Source organism: Burkholderia sp. MSMB1835 (assembly GCF_001526365.1).
Classification (GTDB): domain Bacteria; phylum Pseudomonadota; class Gammaproteobacteria; order Burkholderiales; family Burkholderiaceae; genus Burkholderia.
Map to the genome: position 1 here is coordinate 163,189 of NZ_LOYP01000004.1, position 25,316 is coordinate 188,504.

Annotated in this window: 26 protein-coding genes and 1 pseudogene; 21 read left to right on the forward strand and 6 right to left on the reverse strand. The window is 65.0% G+C overall.

Going from position 1 to position 25,316, the window contains the following annotated elements:
• The first annotated feature begins 168 nt into the window (after positions 1-168).
• The 5 genes from WS96_RS02480 (at position 169) to WS96_RS02500 (ending at position 4,732) form a co-directional block, all read left to right on the forward strand.
• Positions 169-1,212, forward strand: coding sequence for an alpha/beta fold hydrolase (locus WS96_RS02480; protein ID WP_059830387.1), 1,044 nt, complete (start codon positions 169-171; stop codon positions 1,210-1,212).
• Positions 1,212-1,754 (forward strand): cytochrome P460 family protein, encoded by a 543-nt coding sequence (locus tag WS96_RS02485; protein ID WP_059828045.1) that lies wholly within the window; start codon positions 1,212-1,214, stop codon positions 1,752-1,754. The genes WS96_RS02480 and WS96_RS02485 overlap by 1 nt, the downstream gene beginning before the upstream one ends.
• Positions 1,755-2,031: 277 nt before the next feature.
• On the forward strand, positions 2,032-2,379 hold the full coding sequence (locus WS96_RS02490) for a DUF4148 domain-containing protein (RefSeq protein ID WP_034205513.1): 348 nt from the start codon (positions 2,032-2,034) through the stop codon (positions 2,377-2,379).
• Positions 2,380-2,463: 84 nt separating this feature from the next.
• On the forward strand, positions 2,464-3,255 hold the full coding sequence (locus WS96_RS02495; RefSeq protein ID WP_059830624.1) for an alpha/beta fold hydrolase: 792 nt from the start codon (positions 2,464-2,466) through the stop codon (positions 3,253-3,255).
• Positions 3,256-3,331: 76 nt separating this feature from the next.
• Positions 3,332-4,732, forward strand: a complete 1,401-nt coding sequence (locus WS96_RS02500) for an amidase family protein (RefSeq protein WP_059830389.1) — start codon at positions 3,332-3,334, stop codon at positions 4,730-4,732.
• A 92-nt stretch (positions 4,733-4,824) separates the two neighbouring features.
• Here the strand turns inward: WS96_RS02500 and WS96_RS02505 are convergent, their stop codons facing one another.
• Positions 4,825-5,160 (reverse strand): hypothetical protein, encoded by a 336-nt coding sequence (locus WS96_RS02505; protein ID WP_156443554.1) that lies wholly within the window; start codon positions 5,158-5,160, stop codon positions 4,825-4,827.
• 702 nt (positions 5,161-5,862) lie between these two features.
• Here WS96_RS02505 and WS96_RS33485 point away from each other — a divergent pair.
• The 11 genes and pseudogenes from WS96_RS33485 (at position 5,863) to WS96_RS02540 (ending at position 15,727) form a co-directional block, all read left to right on the forward strand.
• The gene (locus WS96_RS33485; RefSeq protein ID WP_156443555.1) at positions 5,863-6,591 is read left to right on the forward strand and encodes a hypothetical protein; all 729 of its coding nucleotides are present in this window, start codon (positions 5,863-5,865) and stop codon (positions 6,589-6,591) included.
• A 5-nt stretch (positions 6,592-6,596) separates the two neighbouring features.
• Complete coding sequence (locus WS96_RS33490) at positions 6,597-7,256, forward strand: immunity protein Imm33 domain-containing protein (protein WP_156443556.1); 660 nt, start codon at positions 6,597-6,599, stop codon at positions 7,254-7,256.
• A gap of 116 nt (positions 7,257-7,372) precedes the next feature.
• Positions 7,373-7,846, forward strand: a pseudogene (locus WS96_RS31710) (hypothetical protein); the annotation flags it as partial.
• On the forward strand, positions 7,847-8,152 hold the full coding sequence (gene cdiI2 / locus WS96_RS33495) for a toxin-immunity protein system imunity protein CdiI2 (protein WP_156443557.1): 306 nt from the start codon (positions 7,847-7,849) through the stop codon (positions 8,150-8,152). It begins immediately after the preceding pseudogene.
• Positions 8,153-8,340: 188 nt separating this feature from the next.
• Complete coding sequence (locus WS96_RS02510) at positions 8,341-10,101, forward strand: ShlB/FhaC/HecB family hemolysin secretion/activation protein (protein WP_059830391.1); 1,761 nt, start codon at positions 8,341-8,343, stop codon at positions 10,099-10,101.
• Between the two features lie 140 nt (positions 10,102-10,241).
• The gene (locus WS96_RS02515) at positions 10,242-10,544 is read left to right on the forward strand and encodes a hypothetical protein (protein WP_082720172.1); all 303 of its coding nucleotides are present in this window, start codon (positions 10,242-10,244) and stop codon (positions 10,542-10,544) included.
• 467 nt (positions 10,545-11,011) lie between these two features.
• Positions 11,012-11,482 carry a rhodanese-like domain-containing protein gene (locus WS96_RS02520; protein ID WP_059830394.1) on the forward strand — a complete coding sequence of 157 codons (471 nt, stop codon included), beginning with the start codon at positions 11,012-11,014 and terminating at the stop codon, positions 11,480-11,482.
• A 28-nt stretch (positions 11,483-11,510) separates the two neighbouring features.
• Complete coding sequence (gene epsC, locus WS96_RS02525; protein WP_059830396.1) at positions 11,511-12,452, forward strand: serine O-acetyltransferase EpsC; 942 nt, start codon at positions 11,511-11,513, stop codon at positions 12,450-12,452.
• Positions 12,453-12,460: 8 nt separating this feature from the next.
• Entirely contained in the window at positions 12,461-12,682 is a 222-nt protein-coding gene (locus WS96_RS02530) for a helix-turn-helix domain-containing protein (RefSeq protein WP_034205508.1), read from the forward strand.
• Between the two features lie 137 nt (positions 12,683-12,819).
• A complete protein-coding gene (locus WS96_RS02535) occupies positions 12,820-13,752 on the forward strand; it encodes a family 2A encapsulin nanocompartment shell protein (protein ID WP_034205507.1) in 933 nt (310 codons plus the stop codon).
• Positions 13,727-15,727: a family 2A encapsulin nanocompartment cargo protein cysteine desulfurase gene (locus WS96_RS02540; protein ID WP_059830398.1), complete on the forward strand. Its 2,001-nt coding sequence runs from the start codon at positions 13,727-13,729 to the stop codon at positions 15,725-15,727. Before WS96_RS02535 ends, WS96_RS02540 begins: the two co-directional genes overlap by 26 nt.
• A 117-nt stretch (positions 15,728-15,844) precedes the next feature.
• Here WS96_RS02540 and WS96_RS33500 read toward each other — a convergent pair whose 3' ends face one another.
• From WS96_RS33500 to WS96_RS02555, 4 genes are all read right to left on the reverse strand, one after another.
• Positions 15,845-16,099: a hypothetical protein gene (locus WS96_RS33500; protein WP_156443558.1), complete on the reverse strand. Its 255-nt coding sequence runs from the start codon at positions 16,097-16,099 to the stop codon at positions 15,845-15,847.
• 98 nt (positions 16,100-16,197) lie between these two features.
• The gene (gene groL, locus WS96_RS02545) at positions 16,198-17,838 is read right to left on the reverse strand and encodes a chaperonin GroEL (RefSeq protein ID WP_059830400.1); all 1,641 of its coding nucleotides are present in this window, start codon (positions 17,836-17,838) and stop codon (positions 16,198-16,200) included.
• Positions 17,839-17,850: 12 nt separating this feature from the next.
• Positions 17,851-18,141 carry a co-chaperone GroES gene (locus WS96_RS02550; protein WP_011356207.1) on the reverse strand — a complete coding sequence of 97 codons (291 nt, stop codon included), beginning with the start codon at positions 18,139-18,141 and terminating at the stop codon, positions 17,851-17,853.
• A 198-nt stretch (positions 18,142-18,339) separates the two neighbouring features.
• The gene (locus tag WS96_RS02555) at positions 18,340-19,290 is read right to left on the reverse strand and encodes a LysR substrate-binding domain-containing protein (RefSeq protein ID WP_059784646.1); all 951 of its coding nucleotides are present in this window, start codon (positions 19,288-19,290) and stop codon (positions 18,340-18,342) included.
• A 163-nt stretch (positions 19,291-19,453) separates the two neighbouring features.
• Here WS96_RS02555 and WS96_RS02560 point away from each other — a divergent pair, with 163 nt between their 5' ends.
• From WS96_RS02560 to WS96_RS02570, 3 genes are all read left to right on the forward strand, one after another.
• Positions 19,454-20,608, forward strand: coding sequence for a M20 aminoacylase family protein (locus tag WS96_RS02560; RefSeq protein WP_373557838.1), 1,155 nt, complete (start codon positions 19,454-19,456; stop codon positions 20,606-20,608).
• Positions 20,609-20,690: 82 nt separating this feature from the next.
• Entirely contained in the window at positions 20,691-21,473 is a 783-nt protein-coding gene (locus WS96_RS02565; RefSeq protein WP_059830402.1) for an ABC transporter substrate-binding protein, read from the forward strand.
• 145 nt (positions 21,474-21,618) lie between these two features.
• Positions 21,619-22,803: a porin gene (locus tag WS96_RS02570; protein WP_059830404.1), complete on the forward strand. Its 1,185-nt coding sequence runs from the start codon at positions 21,619-21,621 to the stop codon at positions 22,801-22,803.
• A 98-nt stretch (positions 22,804-22,901) separates the two neighbouring features.
• Here WS96_RS02570 and WS96_RS02575 read toward each other — a convergent pair whose 3' ends face one another.
• Entirely contained in the window at positions 22,902-23,921 is a 1,020-nt protein-coding gene (locus WS96_RS02575) for a zinc-dependent alcohol dehydrogenase family protein (RefSeq protein WP_059830405.1), read from the reverse strand.
• A gap of 128 nt (positions 23,922-24,049) precedes the next feature.
• Between WS96_RS02575 and WS96_RS02580 the strand changes: the two genes are divergently transcribed.
• Together WS96_RS02580 and WS96_RS31715 are read left to right on the forward strand one after the other, a co-directional pair.
• Entirely contained in the window at positions 24,050-25,003 is a 954-nt protein-coding gene (locus tag WS96_RS02580; RefSeq protein WP_059830407.1) for a LysR substrate-binding domain-containing protein, read from the forward strand.
• Positions 25,000-25,161, forward strand: a complete 162-nt coding sequence (locus WS96_RS31715; protein WP_373557839.1) for a hypothetical protein — start codon at positions 25,000-25,002, stop codon at positions 25,159-25,161. Before WS96_RS02580 ends, WS96_RS31715 begins: the two co-directional genes overlap by 4 nt.
• Positions 25,162-25,316 lie beyond the last annotated feature (155 nt).

Sequence of the window (25,316 nt, forward strand, 5' to 3'; positions counted from 1 at the left end):
GCACACGGATACGTTGGGATACAAAGCCTCCGGACGGTTCGGATATAAAACCGGTGAAGCGATTCACACGGCGGCGCGGTGCCATGCGCTGCCGCTGCGAACGGCGCCCCCGATTGCCCGCACGTGCCGCGGGCCCTTTCCCTAGCGATCGACACTGGAGAACGAGTCATGCCTGATACCTTGAACACCCGCCGCCGCCTGATCCTGGGCTCGACGCTGGCCAGCCTGAGCCTGGCCGACCTCGGCTTTAGCGCGCTGGCGCGAGCGCAGTCGGCGCCCGATTCGCCCGCGGCAAAGCGCCCGGCCGGCGTTGCGTCGCTGGGCACGATCCACCAGATCGATGCGGGCGTGCTGAATGTCGGGTATGCGGATCTCGGCCCGAAGGACGGCCCCGTCGTGTTCCTGCTGCATGGCTGGCCGTACGACATCTACAGCTACGCGGAAGTCGCGCCGCTGCTCGTCGCGGCCGGCTATCGCGTGATCGTGCCGTACCTGCGCGGCTACGGCTCGACGACGTTCCGCTCGGCCGACACGGTGCGCAACGGCCAGCAGGCCGTGACGGCCGTCGACATCGTCGCGCTGATGGATGCGCTGAAGATCGACCGCGCGGTGTTCGGCGGCTACGACTGGGGCGCGCGCACGGCCGACATCATCGCGGCGCTGTGGCCGCAGCGCGTGAAGGCGCTGGTATCGGTGAGCGGCTACCTGATCGGCAGCCAGGCGGCGAACGCCAAGCCGCTGCCGCCGCAGGCCGAATTCCAGTGGTGGTATCAGTTCTACTTCACGACCGAGCGCGGCGAACTCGGCTACGCGCAGAATCGCGATGCATTCAACAAGCTGATCTGGCAGCTCGCGTCGCCGAAGTGGCAGTTCTCCGACGAGACTTATGCGCGCTCGGCCGCATCGTTCCGGAATCCCGATCACGTGGCCGTGGTGATCCACAACTATCGCTGGCGGCTCGGCCTGGCCAAGGGCGAAGCACAATACGACGACATCGAGCGTCGTCTCGCGGCCGGGCCCGCGATCACCGTGCCGACGATCACGATGGAAGGCGATGCGAACGGTGCGCCGCATCCGGAGCCGGCCGCGTACGCGAAGAAGTTCACCGGCAAGTACCAGCACCGGACCATCGCCGGCGGCATCGGCCACAACCTGCCGCAGGAAGCGCCGCAGGCGTTCGCCGACGCGATCCTGCAAGTGGAGCATCTGTGATGCGGGCCGGCGTGGAGGTGTGGCGGCGCGGCGCGCGTCGCGCGCTCGTCGCGGGCGCGCTGCTGGCCGGCGCGTGGTCGGCCAGCGGCCCGGCCGCATTCGCGGAACAGCCGAAGCCGGCTGCGGCCGCATCGCCGATCTACGGCGTGACGATTCCGCCCGGCTACCGGAAATGGGAGATGGTCGCGCCGGCCGAAGAGGCCGCACCGCTCGACGAATTGCGCGTGGTGCTCGGCAACCCGGTCGCGATCCGCGCACTCGAACAGGCGACGCTGCCGTTCCCGGACGGCACGATCCTCGTGAAGCTTGCGTACAAGCGCAAGCAGTCCGACGAGTTCGCGCCCGCGACGGTGCCCGGCCAGGCGACGACCGTGCAGGTGATGGTGAAGGACTCGCGCCGCTACGCCGCGACGGGCGGCTGGGGGTTCGGGCGCTTCATCAACGGCGTGCCGGCCGACATCGGCCAGCATCAGACGTGCTTTGCGTGCCATCAGGCGCGGGTGAAGAATCACGATTACGTGTTCACGCGGCTCGCGCCGTGACGTGACACGGCGGTGCGAAGGTGACGGAAAGGCGTGCCCTGCGAGGCACGCCTTTTTTCGTGGTGCGCGGGAGCGGTGGAGCGCATCGGCAAGCGGGTTTGTATCGCACTGTATCTGCGGCCTTCTTTGAAAAACTGGCATGCAGAAAGCCCTGTTCCGGAAACATGCCGGATACGTGCGCGGGTTCTACTGTCGACATGCAGCAAACGTTCGGTGCCAGACGTTCGCGCCGGACACCCAGTGATCGACACCCCAACTTCCATCAAGGAGAAATCGCATGAAAGCCGCTCGAATCCTCGCCGTTGCCGTCCTCGCCGTCGCACCCGCGTTGTCGTTCGCCGATACCGGCCACGGCCTCACGCGTGCCGAAGTGCGCGCGGACCTCATCCGTCTCGAGAAGGCCGGCTACAACCCGGCCGGCAGCGAAGCACATTACCCGGACGATATCGCCGCCGCACAGAACGCCGTCGCGGCTGCCGAGCAAGTCGCGCGTTCGGACCAGAACGGCCCGTCGAAGTCGCAAGGCGACAACGTGGCCGACGCGTCGACGCCGGCCGGCCATCGCGACGCAGCGCAGTCGCGTACCGCACGCAACGCCGCCGACGACCTGTACGCGCATTCGTGATGCCGCGCCGCGCCAGCGACAGGCAGGCGCGGCCGCTCACGCAGTACTTCACTTCAACGACACGACAAGGAAAGGAGCATGACGATGGCCGGTTTGATGAAACGCGTTCTGGTATCCGCCGCGATGATCGGCGGACTGTTCGGTGCGGTCGCGGCGCAGGCCGCGCCGAAGGAAGACCTGAAGGGCACCAACGTCGTGCTCGTGCACGGCGCGTTCGCCGACGGGTCGAGCTGGAACCGCGTGATTCCGCTGCTCGAGGCGCGCGGGCTGCACGTGGTGTCGGTGCAGAATCCGCTGAGCTCGCTCGCCGACGATGCGGCCGCGGCGAAGCGCACGATCGACGAGCAGAAGGGGCCGGTCGTGCTGGTCGGTCATTCGTGGGCCGGCGTCGTGATCAGCGACGCGGGCAACGACGACAAGGTGAAGTCGCTCGTATACGTCGCGGCGTTCGCGCCCGACAACGGCCAGTCGATTGCGGACGTCACGCAGGGCCTGCCGGCGCCGTCATGGGCCGGCGAGTTGCGCAAGGACGCAGGCGGCTTCGCGCGGCTGTCGGACAAGGCGATCGCGCAGGATTTCGCGCCGGATCTGCCGCCCGCGCAGCAGCGCATCGTTGCGGCGACCCAGGGGCCGTGGTATAGCGGGTGCATCTCCGAGAAGGTCGCGCAGGCCGCATGGCATGCGAAGCCGTCGACGTTCGTCGTCGCGACGCAGGATCGGATGATCGACCCGACGCTTCAGGAAGCGATGGCGAAGCGGATCGGCGCGACGGTCGCGCGCGTGAACGCCAGCCACGTCGTGATGCTGAGCCAGCCGAAGGCCGTGGCCGACGCGATCATCGCCGCCGCCGAGCGCGCGAAGCAGGCTACGCAGTGAGCGAATGCGGCGCCGCGCTTTCGTGAGGAGGCGCGGCGCGCGAGTGATGGCGATGTCTTTCCACCGAGGAGAAGTCATGACGCAACTCTGGCAACTGTCGGCAACCGAACTCGCGAAACGCGTGCGTCAGCGCGACGTATCCGCGCGCGAAGTGGCGGACGCCGTGCTCGATCGTCTCGATGCCGTGAATCCGGCGATCAACGCGGTCGTCGAACACCGTCCCGACGACGTGCGGCGGCAGGCCGACGAAGTCGATCGCGCAATCGCGCGCGGCGACGATCCGGGGCCGCTCGCGGGCGTACCCGTCACCGTGAAGATCAACGTCGATCAGGCCGGCTTTGCGACGACCAACGGCACACGCCTGCAGGAAAACCTGATCGCGCCCGCCGACAGCCCGGTGGTCGCCAACATTCGGAAAGCCGGCGGGGTGCTGCTCGGCCGCACCAATTCGCCGACGTTCGCATTGCGCTGGTTCACGTCGAATCTCGTGCACGGCCGCACGCGCAACCCGCGCAATCCGTCGCTGACGCCGGGCGGATCGAGCGGCGGCGCGGCGGCGGCCGTGGCCGCCGGGATCGGCCCGCTCGCGCTCGGCACCGACATCGGCGGCTCGGTGCGCTACCCGGCCTATGCGTGCGGCGTCCACGGAATCCGGCCGTCGCTCGGCCGCGTGCCGGCGTTCAACGCGTCGTCGCCGGAGCGTGCGATCGGCGCGCAACTGATGTCGACGGCCGGGCCGATCGCGCGCACGATCGACGATCTCTCGCTGGCGCTGCGTGCTTTCTCCGCGCCGGACCCGCGCGATCCGTGGCACGTCGCGGTGCCGTTCGACGGGCGCGCGGTGCCGAAGCGCGCGGCGCTGTGCGTGCGTCCGCGCGGGCTGGAGGTCGTGCCCGAAGTCGAGTCTGCGCTGCGCGATGCCGCGCGCCGGCTCGTCGATGCGGGCTGGACCGTCGACGAGATCGACGATACGCCGCCGATGCGCGAGGCTGCGTTGTTGCAGGAACAGCTGTGGCTCGGCGACGGGTTCGGCGCGCTGGCGAACGCGGTCGAGCAGGACGGCGATCCGGGGGCGGCGGCGGTGATCGCCGCCGTGCGCGGCAAGGTGCGCGACCTGCCGGCCGACGTGATCAGCCGCGCGCTGGTCCGGCGCACGACGCTGACGCGGCAGTGGCGGCTGTTTCTCGACGAATATGCGGTGTTGCTGCTGCCTGTTTCGTCGGAACTGCCGTTCCCCGACGATCTCGACCGGCAAGGGGCGGACGGCTTCGACCGCGTGTGGGAAGCGCAGCTCACGTTGCGCGCGCTGCCCGCGATGGGGCTGCCGGGGCTGGCCGTCACGACGTCGCTCGCGAACGGCGTGCCGGTGGGCGTGCAGGTAGTGGCCGCGCATCATCGCGAGGATCTGTGTCTGCTCGCGGGGCGCGATATCGAGGCGCGTGGGGTGCCGGTTACGGTGGTCGATCCGGTGGTGTGACGTGCAGGCAGCGTGTGCATCGGCGATACCGCAGGGGCATCGCCGATGCATCGTTCCCTGTCCAATATCGCGCGACGGCGCGACGTCGGTCGTCAACAGCTCAGCTGAATCGTGGCAACCGTCGGGATGTTGGTATTCCCGTCCGAAATACTCGGCATGACGGAAATATGGCCCGGGTGAAAGTTGGCGACGCACGAGAAGCTGACGCTCGTGTTGTTGAGAATCGTCATCGAGACATCGGTTGCTTGCCAATGGAGCGGCGTGTTCGTCCACGGTGCACCGACCGACGCCGTGCACGTCCCGTTACCGGTGGTCGACGTGCATGAAATGCTCAGGGACGTCTGCGCATGCGCTGGCGATGTGGTCAGCAGCAGCGGAATCGACAGAAGCATGGGCAAGTAAATATTTCGCGAATGTTTGGTCATCATTTTTACGAAAATTCTTGTTTGTCCGTCAAATGGAAAGGATCGCGCGATTCGATACGGCGAAAAACGCGATGCGAACATCGTACCGAAACCGCGCCGGAAGTGGTCGCGTTACGCGTGAATGAATGCAGACGGCTCTCATGCGGTTGAAAACCCGGCAACGGCTTTCATAAGCGCGAAGAGCCAGAGTGTGTGGCCGACGCGTTTCGTCACGCTAGATCGCATTCGTGAAAGCAAGGTGACAGCCCGATCCGGTGGCGGGCACGGCGTGTGAGTCGGTGCGGGTGGAGGTTTCCTGGTCGAGCCGTTTCACGATGAGCCGGTCGTGCAATGGACGTCGGTTCATTTTTCGGCTCTGTTCCATCGGGTCGGTTGGCACGCTAAGTATTCCGAATAAGGGGCGGTATATCGGATCCTCGTAATTCCGACAGGTGGTTTTTGGAGGTTTAGTGAGCAGCAGTAATCGGATTGTCGTAACCCATACCAATCGTCTTTGCGGATGATCGAATAGGCCGCCTGGGCTGCGGATCGGGATTGCCGGGCGGCGTACTGATCGCTGGGACGGATACGAAAGAGATTCCTGGAAAACTCATACTCGTCATATATCGACGACGCTTAACAATTGTTGACGCTGATCGATCTGGTTTCGTGCGATGTTCGATGTCCGTGAGAGCGGATCGGGTGAATCGCGAGTAGACCAGGATCATGAATAAAAGAAATCCGGTCAGTGATGCGATCGGCACCGCAGTCGATTCAGCCGTCAACCAGTTCGGCACGCTGATGAAGCGTGACGCTCAGGACAAGATTTCGCAATCTCCCGACAAGCTGATCGCACAGGGCGTAGCGAACGGGGTTAACACAGTCCTGGGTTCGAAGGGCGGCGAGCCTCCGCTGGCCGGTCCCGGGATGGCAATGGTCAATTCGATCACAAGTCAAGCCGCAAACGCCGCGCTCGGTGCAACTGATCGCACTCCGCCCTCGAATGCTATTCTGTCGAACAATGGTGGAGGGGCTTCATCAGCTGAAAGTAGCGGTGGGAAGCAGCAAAGCTCAGTCACCTCTCCGAATGCCGCAATGCGTGAAAACGCAAATGCGACGGGGACATACACCAATCCGCTTACGGGCGAAACAGTACCTGCTGAAGGTACTCTGGCAGTCGATCATGTTGTTCCGAAAAAATGGATCAAGCAGCGACCGGGGTTCGATCAGCTTACCTTGGAGCAACAAAGTTCTGTTCTCAACGACCCGGTGAATACAGAAGGTCTCCCCGCGACCTTCAATTCGTCAAAGGGAGCTAAGATGCCGGGGGAGTGGACGACGTACAAAGGTCAACCGCTGGACCCTGCATACATACTGAGCAGTTCCGAGCGAGCCGAGGTGATTCGGAACTATATCGACAATAAGACTAAGTCATTTCTAAATCCTCCAAAGTGATTGCCATGATTTTTAGATCGAATTTTGACAAAAGGTATGGTCATCCAAATTTTGTGGCGTCGCTGGATGGCGATTTTGAGTTCATGATAAATGATCTGTTTGAGTATTTTGAGGGCGAGATCCAGAAGGGGGCGACGTTCAATGCTGGTCAGACTATCCAGTTTGGCTGGATGATCTTGATGTTGAAAGAAGACGATCGTGGTGATTTGGAGCTATGGGAGCCGGATTTCCGTCGCATGCCAATAAATTGGGTGTTTTCGATAGATAAGACTTTCAAGGATTTGTATTTGCAAAGAGAGGTGTGCGCTCAGTTGAATGTTGAGCCGGATTTCCCGTCCTTATTGGAGAGGGGGATTGTTTCTCCAGGGTTCGGATCGTGTCGAGAATTTGTTATAAACCGGGATTCGCCGCAGAAAGGCGATTCAGGTTGGCTTTTTGTTGAGTGCGCTAATAACAGCGGCGAGGGAAAATTCTCCTCCTTGTTTGAGGTGGCGGTGAATTCTCCAAGGGTTGTCCCATTTTTGGCCTTGCCGTCTGGCGTAGTTGTTGAATATATTTCGGGCAAGATCGAGGTAAGATTTCGTGATCGAGTAATTTCTTCCTCTGAGAATCAATTCCTGCAAAGAATTTTGGATGGCTGGACGTCAGGTGGAACCTATCATTGAGATTTTTTAGGTGAGATGGTTGTAAGTTTAAAATGGCGGAGTGGAAAGATAGCTGGATAAGTGAGAACGTTACCGTGGGATTAACGGTGCACGCTTACAATTATTCAGTCACCAGTGATTCGACGCAAGGATCGCAAAGCGGAACTGTTACAAAGACCCCAAACCCTGGCGCGACAGGCTCTTTATCAGACAAGCTGACACAAATTTCGCCGTTATCTGACGAGGCGACTACCCGTTCGCTCATACGCGAAAATCAAAGTGCTGTCACTTTGGAAAATAAGGGATATGATGTCGTCCAGAATCCTGAGGTCCCTGGCCCCAAATATCATGACTACACCATCAATGGCCAAGTCCAAGTCTTCGATAACTATGCTCCTGCCACTGGGAATGTAAGAAATATTGCCGCGACAATTTCAAACAAAGTAAGTAGTGGACAAGCAAGCAATATTGTTGTCAATTTGGCAGATAGCTCCGCATCTCCCGCCGCGATTGAGGCGCAAATTAACAGCTATCCTATCCCGGGTCTCGGGAAAGTGATCGTTATTGACAAACTTGGTAATGTCGCCATCATAAAGTCAAAGGGGAATTAAGTGTCAATTGACTTGTTTTGCTATCTCTCAATCGATCGTGGTGCTGCAGAGTCTGATCTCAATAAAATTCGCTCGAATCACTCTGAGTTATTTGAGGGGAAGTTTTTGATTTCTCCTGTTCGGGATGCCGATTTTTCGCTCAAAGAAATCGCGGCCGAGCATGGGTTGGTGGCGGAGTCGTTCTTTTTGGTTTCATTGAATGATAAAAATTCGGCTGATTTAATACCGATGGTTTCCAAGATTCTTGCCGATGAATTTAATGGTGGGGCGATACTAATTTTGCAAGATAACGAATACCGAAGGTGAGAACTACCGCTTTCACACGCATGACACCACTCGTTGCGGCGTCCATGATATGGGCGCCGAACGGTGGAAAGGAGGGTTGCATGTCCATTCTCGAAACGAATGTTATTGACTTGATTGGGGTTGTGCGCGCGAAATCACCTGCGCCCATCGTTGTGTGATCGGTAAATATTTTTTGATTTATATATTAAATGACTGCGGCTACGCGGTTTGCGGTTTTGCCAATTACCGCCTTGATTACGCTTGCTGCGCAGGCACAACAGGCGCCGTCTCCAACCGATCAAGCCGCTGCTGCCCGTGCGAACGCGGAACAGAATCAGCAGGTGCAGCAGCGCCGTGACGCGCAGCAGCGAGACGCCACTGTACAAGCGCCGGGAGTGCGCTCGGACGTGCCGCGCCCGGAAGCCTATCCGGTGCTGCCGACCGAGACGCCGTGCTTTCGAATCGATAGCTTCGCGCTCGACGTGCCCGACTCGTTACCGGCCGCGTCAAAGGCGCAAGGCGCATCAGCCTTGCCGCTGGATCGCTTCGCCTTCGCACGCGACTGGCTCGCGCACTACGCCGGCCAATGCGTCGGTAAGCAAGGCGTCGACCTGATCGTAAAAGGACTATCACAAGCCATCCTCGCACGCGGCTACATCACCACTCGCGTGCTCGTTCCAGAGCAGGATTTGTCCACCGGCACATTGAAGCTTGCCCTGATTCCGGGCGTGATCCGCCACGTGCGTTTCGAGGACGAGAAGTTACGCGGAACGTGGAAGACCGCATTCCCGACTCGCGACGGCGACGTGTTGAACCTGCGCGACATCGAACAAGGGCTCGAGCAGATGAAGCGCGTCTCAAGTCAGGATGTGTCGATGCGGATCGCACCGGGCGACATGCCTGGCGAAAGCGACGTCGTCCTCGACGTGAAGCGCGGCAAACCATGGACCGTCGTGGCGTCCATCGACAACTCCGGCACGCGCGCGACCGGCAAACTGCAAGGCAACGTATCGCTTGGCATCGATAACCCGCTGGGCCTGAACGACATCTTCAACGTCGGTTTCAACCAGGACCTGGAGTTTGGCGACAAGCGCTTCGGCTCGCACGGCTGGAACGCGTTCTACTCGGTTCCTTGGGGCTACTGGACCGGTACGCTATCGGCCTATACCAGCACGTACTTTCAACCGCTCGCGGCCGTGAACCAGACGTTCGTCGCCAGCGGCAACATGAAGACGGTCGACTTCAGGCTCAATCGCGTGTTGACGCGCAGCCGGAACGACGTGTTCGGTGCACAGGTTCGGCTGATTCGCCGTTTCGGCGACAGCTACATCGAAGGCACGACGATACCGTCGTCGCACCAGAACGCGACCTTTGTCGAATTCGGGCTCAACGACCGGCACTATTTCGGCTCGTCGCAGTTCGACGGTTCGCTTGCCTATCGCCAAGGGCTCGGATGGCTTGGCTCGACCGACAGCATGTTCGCGGCGGAGGGTGGACAGACTTACAGATTCAAGATGGTCGTGCTCGATGCGAATCTGTCGACACCGTTCGTCATCGGTACGCAGCCGTTCAAATATGTGACGACCTTTCATGGTCAGTACACAGGCAACACGGTGTCGTACCTCGACAGTGTCACGATCGGCAGCCGCTACACCGTACGCGGCTTCGACGGCGAAACGCTGCTGGCAGCATCACGCGGTTTCTACTGGCGCAACGAGTTGCAGATCCCGATCGCGCAGACCGGGCTCGCGGCCTATGCCGGGCTGGACTACGGCCGCGTATGGGGACCGGAACCGGTCGCCTTGGTCGGCACGCAGCTCGCCGGAGCAGTGATCGGCGTGAAGGGCAGCGTCGCGACGCGCTACGGCGCATATGCCTACGATTTCTTTGCAGGCACCCCGGTGTACAAGCCTTCCGGATTCGAGACCGCGCGCGTCACACTTGGGTTTCAGCTTACGGCGCAATTCTGAGCGAGACATGTAAAAGCAAAGAGCCATTTGCGGAAGCCCCCTGTCGGGCATCTGGCGCAGGGGGGGCGCAATTCGTTGGCCGGTGCGATGCAAGAGGCAGCCCCGGGGTGGGCCATCCGTTACCGATCGTGGAGATATCAATGCTGAAAAATGCATGGGCCGGAAATGAGCCTCTCTGGAAAGTCTGGTGGGGACTCGGTATTCCCACCAGAGTGGCCGTGTTTCTGATCAACGTCTGTGTCCGGCACATGGTCGATCTGTCGACGCCGAAGATCTACTTGGTACCGCCGCTCTGTGCGCAACTCGTATTGATCGCCGCGTGGGTACGCACTGCCTGGATTTGTGCTCCGAATGTGAGGCATCGTCTGTGGATGTATCTCGCGCGAATCTGGCTTGTACTCTGGCTGCTTTCGCTGGTTCAGCAAACGTTGCAGCGCGGGTGAGCACCCGCGGGTCTGCGTGGCGCTACAGAGCCGGTCAGCCCGGCTTGATTTATCCGGAATCGATATTGCCGTCGGGCATCTTGACGGCGTCGGCCCGTGAACGTTCGCCTTCGCGATCGAACCCGTCCTTACCCCTGCCACCGCCGCAACTCACGGAGCGTGAGCTGTCCATTCCATTGCCTCGAACACGAGATGACGGTTTGGTCCATCCGGCCTTTTAAAACGCTTCGATGCACGACATCGAACGGTCATCGCCTTCCATTTCCAGCCCACCAGCGACCGCACATCGATAGCGCGCGTCCGCCATTGCATTCCCCGCGGCGCTGATTAGGAAATGAATTTTTATTGGTTCTGCTTCCCCGACCGCACTCGCATAGTGGTGCTGACGGCTATAGACAGCATGCAAGCTGCAACAGCCGCATTCCCGGTGTTTTGTTCATACGAATTTGCGAGAACAAGGAAGTGTCATGACGGTTGAACTGCAAGAACGAACCGCTGCGCAGCAGGCGCTCGAAGACGCGCGCGCGGCAGCCGTGGCGGCCGGCACGCCCTATGCGGGCGGCGTCGCGCCGGAAGCCGCGTGGGCGCTGTTCTCGGCGGGCGACGCATTGCTGGTGGACGTGCGCACGGCCGAGGAGCGGAAATTCGTCGGCCACGTGCCGGAGTCGCTGCACGTGCCGTGGGCGACCGGCACGAGCCTGACGCGCAACCCGCGCTTCGTGCGCGAACTGGAAGCGAAGACCGGCAAGGACGCGGTCGTGCTGTTGCTGTGCCGCAGCGGCAACCGTTCGGCGCAGGCGGCCGAGGCCGCGGCGAAGGGCGGGTTCACGCAGGTTTTCAATGTGCTCGAAGGCTTCGAGGGCGATCTCGACGAACGGCAGCATCGCGGCGGCCGCAACGGCTGGCGCTTTCGCGGCCTGCCGTGGGCGCAGGATTGATTCACGGCCGTGACGGGGAGAAAGCAGGATGGCCGCATTCGACATCGACGACATCGTTCAATCGCTGCAGACGGTGCGCCGCGCATGGCGCGAAAAGCAGCGGCGCTCGCTCGAACCGGGCGGGCGCGATTTGCCGGCGCGAGAAGCGCTCGCGCAGATCGTCGGCGCGCTGAAGGGCGTGCTGTTCCCGATGCGGCTCGGGCCGCCCGATCTGCGGCAGGAAAGCGAGAACTTCCACGTGGCCCATGCGCTCGATTCGGCGCTGAATGCGCTGCTCGCGCAGGTGACGCTCGAATTGCGCTACGCCGCGCGTCAGCGCAATGCCGACGGGCCACCGCCCGATCGCATCGATGAAGTCGCGTCGACGGCCGTGCAGGCATTCGCCGCGCGCTTGCCGGAGATTCGCCGGCTGCTCGACAGCGACGTGCTGGCGGCCTTCCACGGCGATCCGGCGGCCGGCAGCGTCGACGAGGTGCTGCTGTGCTATCCGGGCATCCTCGCGATGATCCACCACCGGCTCGCGCACGAACTGTACGGGCTCGGCCTGCCGCTGCTCGCGCGGATCATCGCCGAGCAGGCGCATGCGGAGACGGGCATCGACATTCATCCGGGCGCGCGCATCGGCGCGGGCTTCTTCATCGACCACGGCACGGGCGTCGTGATCGGCGAGACGGCGATCATCGGCGAGCGCGTGCGCGTGTACCAGGCCGTCACGCTCGGCGCGAAGCGCTTCCCGCGCGATGCGGCCGGCCATCTGGAGAAAGGGCTCGCGCGCCACCCGATCGTCGAGGACGACGTCGTGATCTATGCGGGCGCAACGATCCTCGGCCGCGTGACGATCGGGCGGGGAGCGGTGATCGGCGGCAACGTGTGGCTCACGCAAGACGTGCCGGCCGGCGAAAACGTCACGCAGGCCGTGCTGCGCAGCGAAGCGAACGCCGCGCCGCGCACGGCGGCGCGCGTCGCCTAGGAGGCGCGATGAGCGACCTCATCCATCACTTCGGCGCCAACGTGCGCAAGCTGCGCGAAGCGCGCACGTGGTCGCAGGAGCAACTGGCCGAGCATGCGGGGCTGAACCGCTCGTACGTCGGCGAGATCGAGCGCGGCGAGGCGATCGCGTCGATCGTCACGGCCGACAAGATCGCCCGCGCGTTCGACGTGTCGATCTCGACGCTGCTGCCGGCCGCATACGTCACCTGAGGTTGCCCCGCATCGTTTCCCCCTTCGGTTGCACGACCTGACGGCTATAGCATGTTGAGCCGGCAGGGGCGGGTTTCCGATAATCACCGAGCGTCATAAGCAATCCTGTTTTTCATCTTAAGAACCCGGAGCCACACATGTCGACCGTTGCAAGCGGCACGGCCGCGCTGAGCGATCACGCCGCCCGCCAACTAGCGAACGCTACCAAGACCGTCCCTCAGCTTTCCACGATCACGCCGCGCTGGCTGACCCATCTGCTGCAATGGGTGCCGGTCGAGGCCGGCATCTACCGCCTGAACCAGGTGAAGAACCCGGAAGCCGTGCGCGCCGCGTGCACGCAGCTCGAGGACGAAAGCGTGTTGCCGCAGACCTTCGTGCCGTACGAGGAACAGCCGCGTGAATACTTCCTGAACGCGGTGAGCACGGTGCTCGACGTGCATACGCGGATTTCCGATCTTTACAGTAGTCCTCACGACCAGATCAAGGAGCAGCTGCGCCTGACGATCGAGACGATCAAGGAGCTGCAGGAAAGCCAGCTGATCAACAATCCCGACTACGGGCTGCTCGCGAACGTGACCGACGAACAGCGGATCTTCCCGCTGACGGGCGCGCCGACGCCGGACGATCTCGACGAGCTGCTGACGAAGGTGTGGAAGGAGCCGGCCTTCTTCCTCACGCACCCGCTCGCGATCGCCGCGTTCGGCCGCGAATGCACGCGGCGCGGGGTGCCGCCGCCGACGGTCAGCCTGTTCGGCTCGCAGTTCCTCACGTGGCGCGGCATTCCGCTGATTCCGTCGGACAAGGTGCCGGTCGCGGACGGCAAGACCAAGATCCTGCTGCTGCGCGTCGGCGACAAGCGCCAGGGCGTCGTCGGCCTGTATCAGCCGGGCGTCGCGGGCGAGCAGGGGCCGGGGCTGTCGGTGCGCTTCATGGGGATCAACAATCAGGCGATCGCGTCGTACCTGATCTCGCTGTATTGCTCGCTCGCGGTCCATTCGCCGGATGCGCTGGCTGTCCTCGATGACGTCGAAATCGCCAAGTACCATGACTATCCCGACACCTACCGTTAATCCCGGCCTGGCCGGCGGGGACGCGCACGGGTTGCCGCATGCGTCGCTGCCGGCCGGGCTGCCCGACCCGGCGACGCTCGCGCGGCTCGCGTCCGAGTTCTTCGCGACGCCGCCCGGGCAGGCCACCGCGCCCGGGCTGTCGGCGGGCAGCGGCGCGGTCGGCGGCGTGCCGTCGGCGTTGCCGGCGGCGGCGCCGATCCTCGCGTCCGTCAGCAACCCGGTGCCGGGCGGCTCGCCGCTCGCAGGCCCGGGCGGGGCGGGCACCGGTGTGCCGGGGCTCGCGCTGCCGCAGGGCAAGGCGCCCGGCACGAATCTCGCGCCATCTGCGCCGACGCACGTGTTGTCGCTCGGCAACCGCGCACCGGCGCTCGCGCCGCATGCGGCCGCGCAGAACGGGTTGCCCGACAACGTCGTGTCGATCGCGCCCGCGCTCGAACCGCGGGCCGGCGGGGCGGCGCTCGGCGTACCGCAAGTGAGCGCCGCCGCACCGGAAGGCGCGGCGAAGGCGTCGCCGTACTACTTCACCGACGGTTCGCTGCAGGGCTGGCAGGCGACGCCGCAGGACATCGTCGTGCCGTCGAACGGGCTCGCGTCGCCGGAAGCATTCGGGTTGCCGGGCGACGACGCGCTGCGCGCGCTGCTCGCCGTGCAGCGCGACGTGCCGGTGTCGCATGCATCCGGCACCGACGCGCCGCGCTACTTCATCGACGATGCGCAGGCAGCCGCACCGCAAGGCCAGCTGCATCGCGGTGCCCATCCGCCGTTCGACGTGAACGCGATCCGCCGCGATTTCCCGATCCTGCAGGAGCGCGTGAACGGCAAGCAACTCGTCTGGTTCGACAACGCGGCGACGACGCACAAGCCGCAGGCCGTGATCGACCGCCTCGCGTACTTCTATGCACACGAGAACTCGAACATCCATCGCGCGGCGCATGCACTGGCCGGCCGTGCGACGGATGCGTACGAGCATGCACGGGAAACGGTGCAGCGCTTCATCGGCGCATCGTCGCCCGACGAGATCGTGTTCGTGCGGGGCACGACCGAGGCGATCAATCTGATCGCGAAGACGTGGGGCGTGCAGAACGTCGGCGAAGGCGACGAGATCGTCGTGTCGCATCTCGAGCATCACGCGAACATCGTGCCGTGGCAGCAGCTCGCCGCGCAGAAGGGCGCGACGCTGCGCGTGATTCCGGTCGACGATTCGGGGCAGGTATTGCTCGACGAATATCGGAAGCTGCTCAACGATCGCACGAAGATCGTGTCCGTCACGCAGGTGTCGAACGCGCTCGGCACGGTCGTGCCGGTGAAGGAGATCGTCGAGCTCGCGCATCGCGCCGGTGCGAAGGCGCTGGTCGACGGCGCGCAGTCGATCTCGCACATGCGTGTGGACGTGCAGGCGCTCGACGCGGATTTCTTCGTGTTCTCCGGGCACAAGATCTACGGGCCGACCGGGATCGGCGTCGTGTACGGCAAGCGTGCGATTCTCGACGACATGCCGCCGTGGCAGGGAGGCGGCAACATGATCGCGGACGTGACGTTCGAGCGCACGGTGTTCCAGCCGCCGCCGAATCGCTTCGAAGCCGGCACCGGCAACATCGCGGACGCGGTGGGGCTCGGCGCGGCGCTCGACTACGTGAGCCGCGTCGGCATCGAGAACATCGCGCGCTACGAGCACGATTTGCTTGCGTACGCAACGAGCGTGCTGGCGCCGGTGCCGGGCGTGCGGCTCGTCGGCACCGCGCGCGACAAGGCGAGCGTGCTGTCGTTCGTGCTGAAGGGCTACGAAACCGAGGAAGTCGGGCAGGCGCTGAACGAGGAGGGAATCGCCGTGCGCTCGGGGCATCACTGTGCGCAACCGATTCTGCGGCGCTTCGGGCTCGAGGCCACGGTGCGGCCGTCGCTCGCGTTCTACAACACGTGCGATGAAGTCGATGCGCTGGTGAGCGTCGTCAGGAGACTGGCGGCGCGACGCTGACGTTGGCGTCGATGTGGATGTCGATGTTGACTGACCCGCTTGCGGCGGCCTTCGCGGGCCGCCGCAAGCGTTTTCATGCCAACCGGTCGGAAACGTGGCGACGGATTTCGGACGGCATCACCGGCGTGACGGTGCCCGTGCGTTGCGCGAAGAGGCCGTGGCGGCGTGCACGACGTGGAACGATTGCGTGGCGGACGCGGCCGGAATGTTTCGGATAACGACAGGATGAATTTCGGTGCGCCCGAGCAGCGCGACCTCCTGCGCGAAGGCGCGGCGCGCACGGGCGTCGCTTGCGGCACATCCGTCGACGGTGGCGACGGTCTGCCCGTGCAGCACCTGCATGAAAGGCAGCGAGCCGGTCAGGCCGGCCACGCGTCTGCGAACGAAGCGTAACGACCTCTGTCGCCACGCGTCGCAGGATCCAGCCAGGCCGCGCACGCCGGCGAACCGGCGCGCACGCTGCCGCGGCGTCAGAAATCGAATCCCGGCCCGCCCGCGCCCGGGCCGCCCGGTGCGGCAGCCGGCGCCGCATCCTTCGGCGCTTCGAACACGGTCGCATCGGTCGTCAGCAGCAGTCCGGCCACCGACGCCGCGTTCTGCAGCGCGGTGCGCGTGACCTTGGTCGGATCGAGCACGCCCGATTCGACGAGGTCGCCGTACTCGCCCGTCTGCGCGTTGTACCCGAAGTTGCCCGTGCCTTCGGCGACCTTCGCGACGACGACGCTCGCTTCCTCGCCCGCATTCGCGACGATCTGGCGCAGCGGTTCTTCCAGCGCGCGCAGCACGATCTTGATGCCCGCGTCCTGATCGGCATTCGCGCCCTTCAGCTCGCGGATCGCCTGCCGCACGCGGATCAGTGCGACGCCGCCGCCCGGCACGATGCCTTCTTCCACGGCCGCGCGCGTCGCGTGCAGCGCGTCGTCGACGCGATCCTTCTTCTCCTTCACCTCGATTTCGGTCGCGCCGCCGACCTTAATCACCGCCACGCCGCCCGCGAGCTTCGCGACGCGTTCCTGCAGCTTCTCGCGGTCGTAGTCGGACGTCGCCTCGTCGATCTGCACGCGGATCTGCTTCACGCGCGCTTCGATGTTCTTCGCATCGCCCGCGCCGTCGATCACGGTGGTGTTTTCCTTGCCGACCTCGATGCGCTTCGCCTGGCCCAGGTCGGCGAGCGTGGCCTTCTCGAGCGTCAGGCCGGTCTCCTCGGCGATCACCTGGCCGCCGGTGAGAATCGCGATGTCCTCGAGCAGCGCCTTGCGGCGATCGCCGAAGCCCGGCGCCTTGACCGCGACCGTCTTCAGGATGCCGCGGATGTTGTTCACGACGAGCGTCGCGAGCGCTTCGCCTTCGACGTCTTCCGCGATGATCAGCAGCGGTCGACCCGACTTGGCGACCTGTTCGAGCACCGGCAGCAGGTCGCGGATGTTCGAGATCTTCTTGTCGTGCAGGAGGATGTACGGGCTTTCGATCTCGGCGATCTGCTTGTCCGGATTGTTGATGAAATACGGCGACAGGTAACCGCGGTCGAATTGCAGCCCCTCGACGACGTCGAGCTCGTCGGCGAGCGACTTGCCGTCCTCGACGGTGATCACGCCTTCCTTGCCGACGCGGTCGATCGCTTCGGCAATGCGCTGGCCGATCGACTCCTCGCCGTTCGCGGAAATCGTCGCCACCTGCGCGATTTCCTTGCTGGTGGTGGTCGGCTTGCTGATCTTCTTCAATTCGTCGACGGCCGAGGCGACGGCCTTGTCGATGCCGCGCTTCAGGTCGAGCGGATTGAGCCCGGCCGCGACGTATTTCTGGCCTTCGCGGACGATCGCCTGCGCGAGCACGGTGGCCGTCGTCGTGCCGTCGCCGGCCGCGTCGCTGGTGCGCGACGCGACTTCCTTCACGAGTTGCGCGCCGATGTTCTGCAGCTTGTCCGCGAGTTCGATTTCCTTCGCGACCGACACGCCGTCCTTCGTGACGACGGGCGCGCCGAAGCTGCGTTCGAGCACGACGTTGCGGCCTTTCGGCCCGAGCGTGACCTTCACCGCGTTCGCGAGAATGTTCACGCCTTCGGTCAGCTTCGCACGTGCGACGTCGCTGAAAATGATTTCCTTCGCTGCCATGATTGTGCTCCGTTATTGATTGACGACCGCGACGATGTCTTCCTCGCGCAGCACGAGAAACTCGTTGCCGTCTACCTTGACGGCTTGCCCCGCGTACTTGCCGAACAGCACGCGCTCGCCGACCTGCAGGTCCGGCACGATGCGCTGGCCGTCCGCATCCTTGCGGCCGGGGCCGACGGCGATCACTTCGCCCTGGTCGGGTTTTTCGGCCGCGCTGTCGGGAATCACGATGCCCGATGCGGTGGTGGTTTCCTGATCGAGTCGCTTCACGATCACGCGATCGTGCAAGGGGCGTAGGCTCATATTTTCGTCCTGTGCTGTTCTGTCGAAATGGGCTGGCACTCTTTAACAGAGAGTGCTGACGAGTATAGAAATGCGCGCCGGCGCGATCCAATAACGGATTCGGAAAAGCATTTGCGCGAATGCGCTTTGGGAGCGGCGCCGGCTCCGCCGCATGGAGACCGTCGCCGGACGCAACGCGCAACGCGCGACGCGGGCGCGTCAGATCAGCAGCGACACGGTCTTGAACAGCGCGAGATCGTCCTTGCGCGCGGAGCGCGCGTGCCGCCGGACGACCTGCAGCAGGCAGTCGATGAAGCAGCGCGCGGCCTCGCTCAGCGTGCTGCTGCGGCGCGTGACGATGCCGAGCTCGCGCGGCTCGAAGGTCTCCTTCAGCGACAGCGCGCGCATTCGCTCGCCGAACGGCGGCACGGCGGCGAGAATCGTCGGGCACCACGTGCACATGTCGGCCTGCTCGAGCATCGTCTGCAGCATCGCCACCGATTGCGCGCGCACGATGCGCCGCTCGTCGATCTGCGCGCCGTGGCGCGTGAACAGGTAGTCGACGAGCGCCGCCTGGCCGTCCGCCGCGAAATTCAGCACCCAATCGTTGTCGAGCAGATCGTGGATCGATCGCGCGCGTTCGCGCGGGTGGCCGGCGCGCACCATCACCGAGGTCTCGTAACGCAGCATCGGCTCGAACGCGAACTCCTGCGCGCTGCCCGGCTGCACGTGCCCGAGCGCGAAATCCATGGTGCCGTCGCGCAGCAGCGGTTGCGCGACGGCGATCAACGCTTCGTAGAGTTCGAGACGCACGTCGGGCATCCGTTCTCGAAAACGCAGCACCGTTTCCGCGAGGAACGTCATGGTGAGCCATGGCGTGACGCCGACGCTCAGCCGCCCCTCGACGCGCCCGCGCAGCCGTTCGAGATCGCTCTGCGCGTGCTCCAGTTGCTTCAGCACCAGCTTCGCGTGCGTGAGCAAGGTTTTCCCGTATTCGGTAAAACCGATGCCCTCCGGCGCGCGCACGAGCAGCGGCAGGCGCTCGCTGGCCTCCAGCTCGCGCAACGCGCGCGTGACGGCCGCCTGCGACAGCCCGAGCATGCGCGCCGCGCCCCGGATGCTGCCGGCCTCCGCGCTCGCGACGAGCGCCTGCAACTGATGCAGTTTCATGGTGCGATACCCGACAACGAAAGGTTGTCATCATAACGAAACCGCGGCTGTTCGCCCGGATTTTCGCTGCATACGATCCCGTCACGATCCGCCCTCCGGCGATCGGCAACCGGAACGTAGCGAAGGAGTATCGGGATTGGGCCAAACACGAATTTTTCCCGAAATGGCAGCGATCGAAGCCGAGATGATCGCGCTGCGCCGCCGGCTGCACGCGCATCCCGAGCTCGGCTTCGAGGAGCGCGCGACCGGCGATCTCGTCGCCGAGCACCTGACAACATGGGGTTATCGGGTGGAGCGCGGCCTCGGCGGCACCGGCGTGGTCGGCACGCTGGCGCGCGGCGCCGGCAAGCGGCTCGGGTTGCGCGCGGACATGGACGCGTTGCCGATCCGGGAGACGACCGGGCTGCCGCATGCGAGCCGGCACGACGGCGTGATGCACGCGTGCGGCCACGACGGCCATACGGCGATGCTGCTCGCCGCCGCGTGCTGCATCGCGGCGCGTGCGCGTTTCACGGGCACGCTGAACCTGATCTTCCAGCCGGCGGAGGAAGGGCTCGGCGGCGCGAAGCGCATGCTCGACGACGGGCTGTTCACGCGGTTTCCGTGCGACGCGGTGTTCGCGATGCACAACGTGCCGGGGTTGCCGGCCGGCGTGCTCGGCTTCTGCGACGGCCCGGCGATGGCGTCGGCCGACGAGGTGCGCGTGCGCGTGACGGGCCGCGGCGGGCACGGCGCCGCGCCGCACACGACGGTCGATCCGGTGGTGGTCTGCGCATCGATCGTGATGGCGCTGCAGACGATCGTGTCGCGCAACGTGAATCCGCAGGAGCTGGCGATCGTCACGGTGGGCGCGATCCATGCGGGCGCCGCGTCGAACGTGATTCCGCCGCACGCCGAGCTCGAACTGAGCGTGCGCGCGCTGTCGCCGGACGTGCGCGCGCTGCTCGAGCGGCGCATTTGCGAGATCGTGCACGGGCAGGCCGCGAGTTATGGCGCGACGGCCGAGATCGACTACCGGCACACCTATCCGGTGCTCGTCAATCACGCGGCGGAAACGGCATTCGCTCGCGACGTCGCGCGCGAATGGGGCGGCGACGGCGCGCTGATTCCGCAGCTGCGGCCGATCGCGGCGAGCGAGGACTTCGCGTTCATGCTGAACGCGTGCCCGGGCAGCTACCTGTCGATCGGCAACGGCGACGGCAACGGCGATGGCGCGACCGGATGCGGGCTGCACCACCCCGGCTACGACTTCAACGATGCATGTCTCGCGACGGGCGCGAGCTATTGGGTTGCGCTGGCGGAGCGATATCTCGCGTGACGCGGCGCATGCTGCGCACGCGGCGAACCGGCACCCGACGCGCGGGACGAATTCGATTCACGATCTACATAAGGAGACGGCAATGAAGCAGTGGATGGCGGCGCTCTCGATGGCGCTGGCGGCAGGGGCCGCACATGCGGGCGATTGGGCGGGCAAGGAGATCCGGCTCGCGGTCGATCCGACCTACCCGCCGCTCGAGTACAAGCTGCCGGACGGCACGCTGACCGGGTTCGGGATCGACATCACGAATGCACTGTGCGCGGAACTGAAGGCGCGCTGCGTGTGGGTCGAGTCGAGTTTCGACGGGATGATCCCCGGGCTGCTCGCGCGCAAGTTCGACGTGATCGCGTCGTCGATGACGATCACGCCGAAGCGAATGCAGCAGATCGCGTTCACGAACCGGATCTCGAACGCGCCTGCGCGGCTGATCGCGCGCAAGGGTTCGCCGCTGCTGCCGACGGCCGAATCGCTGAAGGGCAAGCGGATCGGCGTCGAGCAGGGCTCCGCGCAGGCCGACTATGCGATCGCGAACTGGCAGCGCACCGGCGTGCAGATCGTGTCCTACCCGAACCAGGACCAGGTCTACGCGGATCTCGTGACGGGGCGGCTCGACGCGGCGTTCCAGGCATCGATTGCGGCCAGCGACGGGTTCCTGAAGAAGCCGCAGGGCAAGGACTTTGCATTCGCCGGTGAAGCGATCGACGACACGAAGTACTTCGGGCAGGGCGACGGGCTCGGTCTGCGCAAGCAGGACACCGACTTGCGCGACGCGTTCAATCGCGCGCTCGCGACGATTCTCGCGAACGGCACGTATCGGCGGATCAACCGGAAGTATTTCGATTTCGACATCTACGGCGCGAAGTGAGCCGCGCGGCGTGCTGTCGGCGCGCCGCACGTGAGGAGACGGCGCGCGATCGACCGCGCGCCGGATGCGGGGAATGACCGCCTGCACGGCCTGCGAATCGCGCGGACATTCACGTGCAGGCCCGGAAAACGAATAAGGATAACGAATGAACTGGAGAATTTTTTTCGTCGCGATTCCGGCGCTGTGCGCAGCGCCTGCATTCGCGCAGGGCAGCGTCACGCTCTACGGTCTGGTCGACGCGGGTATCGACTATACGAATAATGTCGGCGGCCACCGTGCGTGGCAGATGGCGAGCGGCTTCGCGCAGGGCAGCCGCTGGGGGCTGAAGGGCGCCGAGGATCTCGGCGGTGGCTACAGCGCGCTGTTCCAGATCGAGAGCGGCTTCAACGTGAACGCCGGCACGCTCGCGCAGGGCGGCCGCATGTTCGGGCGGCAGGCTTACGTCGGACTCGGCAGCACGCGCTACGGCACGCTGACGCTCGGCCGGCAATACGATTCGGTGGTCGACTATCTCGCGCCGACGACCGCGAACGGGAGCTGGGGCGTCTATCCGTTCTCGCATCCGCTCGATAACGACAACACGGGCAACACGTTCCGCGTCGACAACACGATCAAGTACGCGAGCCCGGATTTCTCGGGCTTCTCGTTCGGCGGCACCTACAGCTTCGGCAACGACACGGGCTTCGCGAACAACCGGGCGTGGAGCGTCGGCGCGCAGTACGAGCACGGCGGGCTGCTGGTCGGCGCGGCGTTCCTGAACGCGAACGACCCCGGCGCGACGTCCGGCGGCGCGGTCGCGGGTGCGGGTTCGGTCGGCGCCGATGCGAACTTCGCGTCGGCGCGGCTGCGAATCTTCGGGGCGGGGATCAACTACACGGCCGGGCCCGCGACGGTCGGCTTCGCGTACACGAACAGCAACGTCACGCGTCCGACCGCGAACGTCGGCTACCTGTTCGGCGACGAGACGATCGCGCCCGTGACGGGGCCGCTCGCCGGCGGCACGGTGACGGCGATCAAGTACCAGAACTTCGAGCTGAACGGCAAATACCAGTTCACGCCGGCGTGCTTCGTCGGCGCGCAGTACGTGTACACGACGGTGCGCTACGACGCGACGACGGGCAGCGCGAAGCCGAAGATTCATTCGATCGGGCTGATGGCCGACTACAACCTGTCGAAGCGGACGGACGTGTACCTGATGGGCGCGTATCAGCGGGTTGCGGGCGACGCGACGGGTTCGTCGCTCGATCAGGCGCTCATCCCCGGCGCAGCGGACCTGTCGTCGACGTCGAAGCAACTGATGGTGCATACGGGGATTCGTCACCGGTTCTGACGGCGTGCGGTCAAGCGGGCGGCGACGGACGGCGGACGACTCGTCGTCCGTCGCCGCCGACGTGCGTGCGCGACCGCGCATCGCGCCGCTTTCCCCCGTCACGCCGCGACGCGAATCACGACCTTGCCGAAATGCTGGCCCGACTGCAGGTACGCATAAGCTTCCGGCGCTTCGTCGAAGCCGAACACGCGATCGACGACGGGCCGGATCCGCTTCGCGTCGACGAGACGGACGACGTCGTCGAGCATCGCGCGGCTGCCGACCATGATCCCGTGAAGCCGCCGGATGCCGCCGATCAGCGACAGCAGCCCGAGTTCGGGGCCGCCGAAGCTGCTGAGGCCGCCGATCACCGACACGATGCCGCCCAGCTTCGTCGCGGCGACCGAGCGCGGCAGCGTGTCGCGTCCGCCGACCTCGACGACGAGATCCGCACCCGCGCCGTCGGTGAGCCGCAGCACTTCATGCTGCCATTCGGGCGTCGCGCGATAGTTGATCGTTGCATCCGCACCGAGTGCACGCGCGCGTTCGAGCTTCGCGTCGCTCGACGACGTGACGATCGTCCGCAGCCCCGCCGCATGCGCGAGCTGCAGCGCGACGATCGATACGCCGCCGGTGCCGAGCAGCACGACGGTCGAGCCGGGGCCTGCGCCGCCGTCGGCGAACAGCGCATTCCATGCGGTCACGCCCGCGCACGACAGCGTCGCCGCCTTGTCGTAGTCGAGATGCGCGGGAATCGCGACCAGCGCGGTTTCGTCGGACACGAAGTGTTCGGCCAGCACGCCGTCGAATTGCGCGCCGGGCGAGCCGGAGACTTTCGCCGGCGTGGGCGGCCCGTCGATCCAGCGCGGGAAATACGTGTTGATCACGCGATCGCCGGGCTTGAAGCGCGTGACGTCGCGGCCGGTTTCGACGACTTCGCCCGCGCCGTCGGCCACGGGAATCAACGGCGCGTCGCCGATGCCGAGATAATCGCCGCGCGCGAACATCAGGTCGCGATAGTTCAGCCCGGCCGAGTGGATCTTCACGACGACGTCGGTCGGCCCGACCGGCCGGCGGGCCGCGTCGATGCGGCGGAGCCCGGCGACGCCGTCGCCCGGTTTCAGTTGCCATGCATGCATGTTCGACTCCTGGTTCGAGGGGGACGGGACTATCATAGTGTTGCGTATGGGGACGCATTGGCGAGAGTTTGGCCACGTACTGTTTCCATGCGGGACACAAACCTGCGAACGAACCGGAGCGGAATCACATGGACGAGCGGCTGAGAGGCGTCGCGGAATTCGTCGAGGTCGTGGAGTCGGGCAGCTTCGCGGCGGCGGCGCTGCGCGTCGGCGTCACGCGTTCGGCGGTCGCGAAGGTCGTCGCACGGCTCGAGCACCGTCTCGGCGTGCGGCTGCTGCAGCGCACGACCCGCCAGCTCAACCTGACCGACGAAGGGAGCGTCTATTACGAACAATGCCGGCGGTTGCTGGCCGAACTCGGCGAAACGGAGGCCGCGCTCGACGCGGGCCGGCGCGAGCCGTCCGGACGGCTGCGCATCAGCGTGCCCGTGCTGTTCGGGCGCCAATGCGTGGCTCCGGTCATGCGGCGTCTCGTCGAGCGTCATCCGCGGCTCGAAATCGACGTGTCGTTCAGCGACCGCGTGGCCGACCTGATCGACGACGGCTTCGACATCGCGGTGCGCATCGGCGAGCTGGCCGATACGAGTGCGCTCGTCGGCCGGCGGCTGGGCGTGCAGCGCATGGGCATCTGCGCATCGCCCGCGTATCTCGACCGGCATGGCCGACCGTCGGGGCTCGACGAACTCGCGTCGCACGTCGGCATCGCGTACTCGCGCGGCGGGCAGCCGGTGCCGTGGCGGATCATCGGCGCGGACGGCCAGGTGCACGACCACCGCGCGGCCGGGCGCCTGCGGTTCGACGACCTGCAGGCGATCGCGGAGGCCGCCGCCGCCGGCGCGGGCCTCGCATGGCTGCCGTGCTGGCTGATGGCGCCGTACCTGCGCGACGGCCGGCTCGCGCTGGTGATGGACAGCAACAGCGTGTCGGGCGCGGAGGTGTTCGCGGTGCGGCCGAAGTCGCGGCACGTGCCGTCGAAGGTGCGCGTCGTCGTCGATGCGCTGGTCGACGAGATCCCGCGGCTGCTGGCGTCGGATGGCGGAGACGGGCAGCGCGCGCCGCGTCGCCGCTCGCATACCTCGTGATCTGCCATTCGCCGATCGCGATCTCGCTGTTGCTCGTGATGGTGCGATACGGCGCAGCGTCTCGCGTGTCGGCGTCGTTCTTCCCGCTTTCGCCCACGACCGTGCCCGTGCCGATTGCGCTGGTGGCGCTCGGCGAGACGAATCGCGTGCTCGCATGACCCTGCATGGCGCAGGCGGCATGGCTGTTTCTCGTGATGCGTGACTGAACGCACCGGCTGACGGGCTTTCGCTGGCCTCTCACATACCGAGACGACGTCCCGATAATTGACGCGAATTTCGCGCGGCGCCTAGACTGGCTTGCATGACGCCGCGC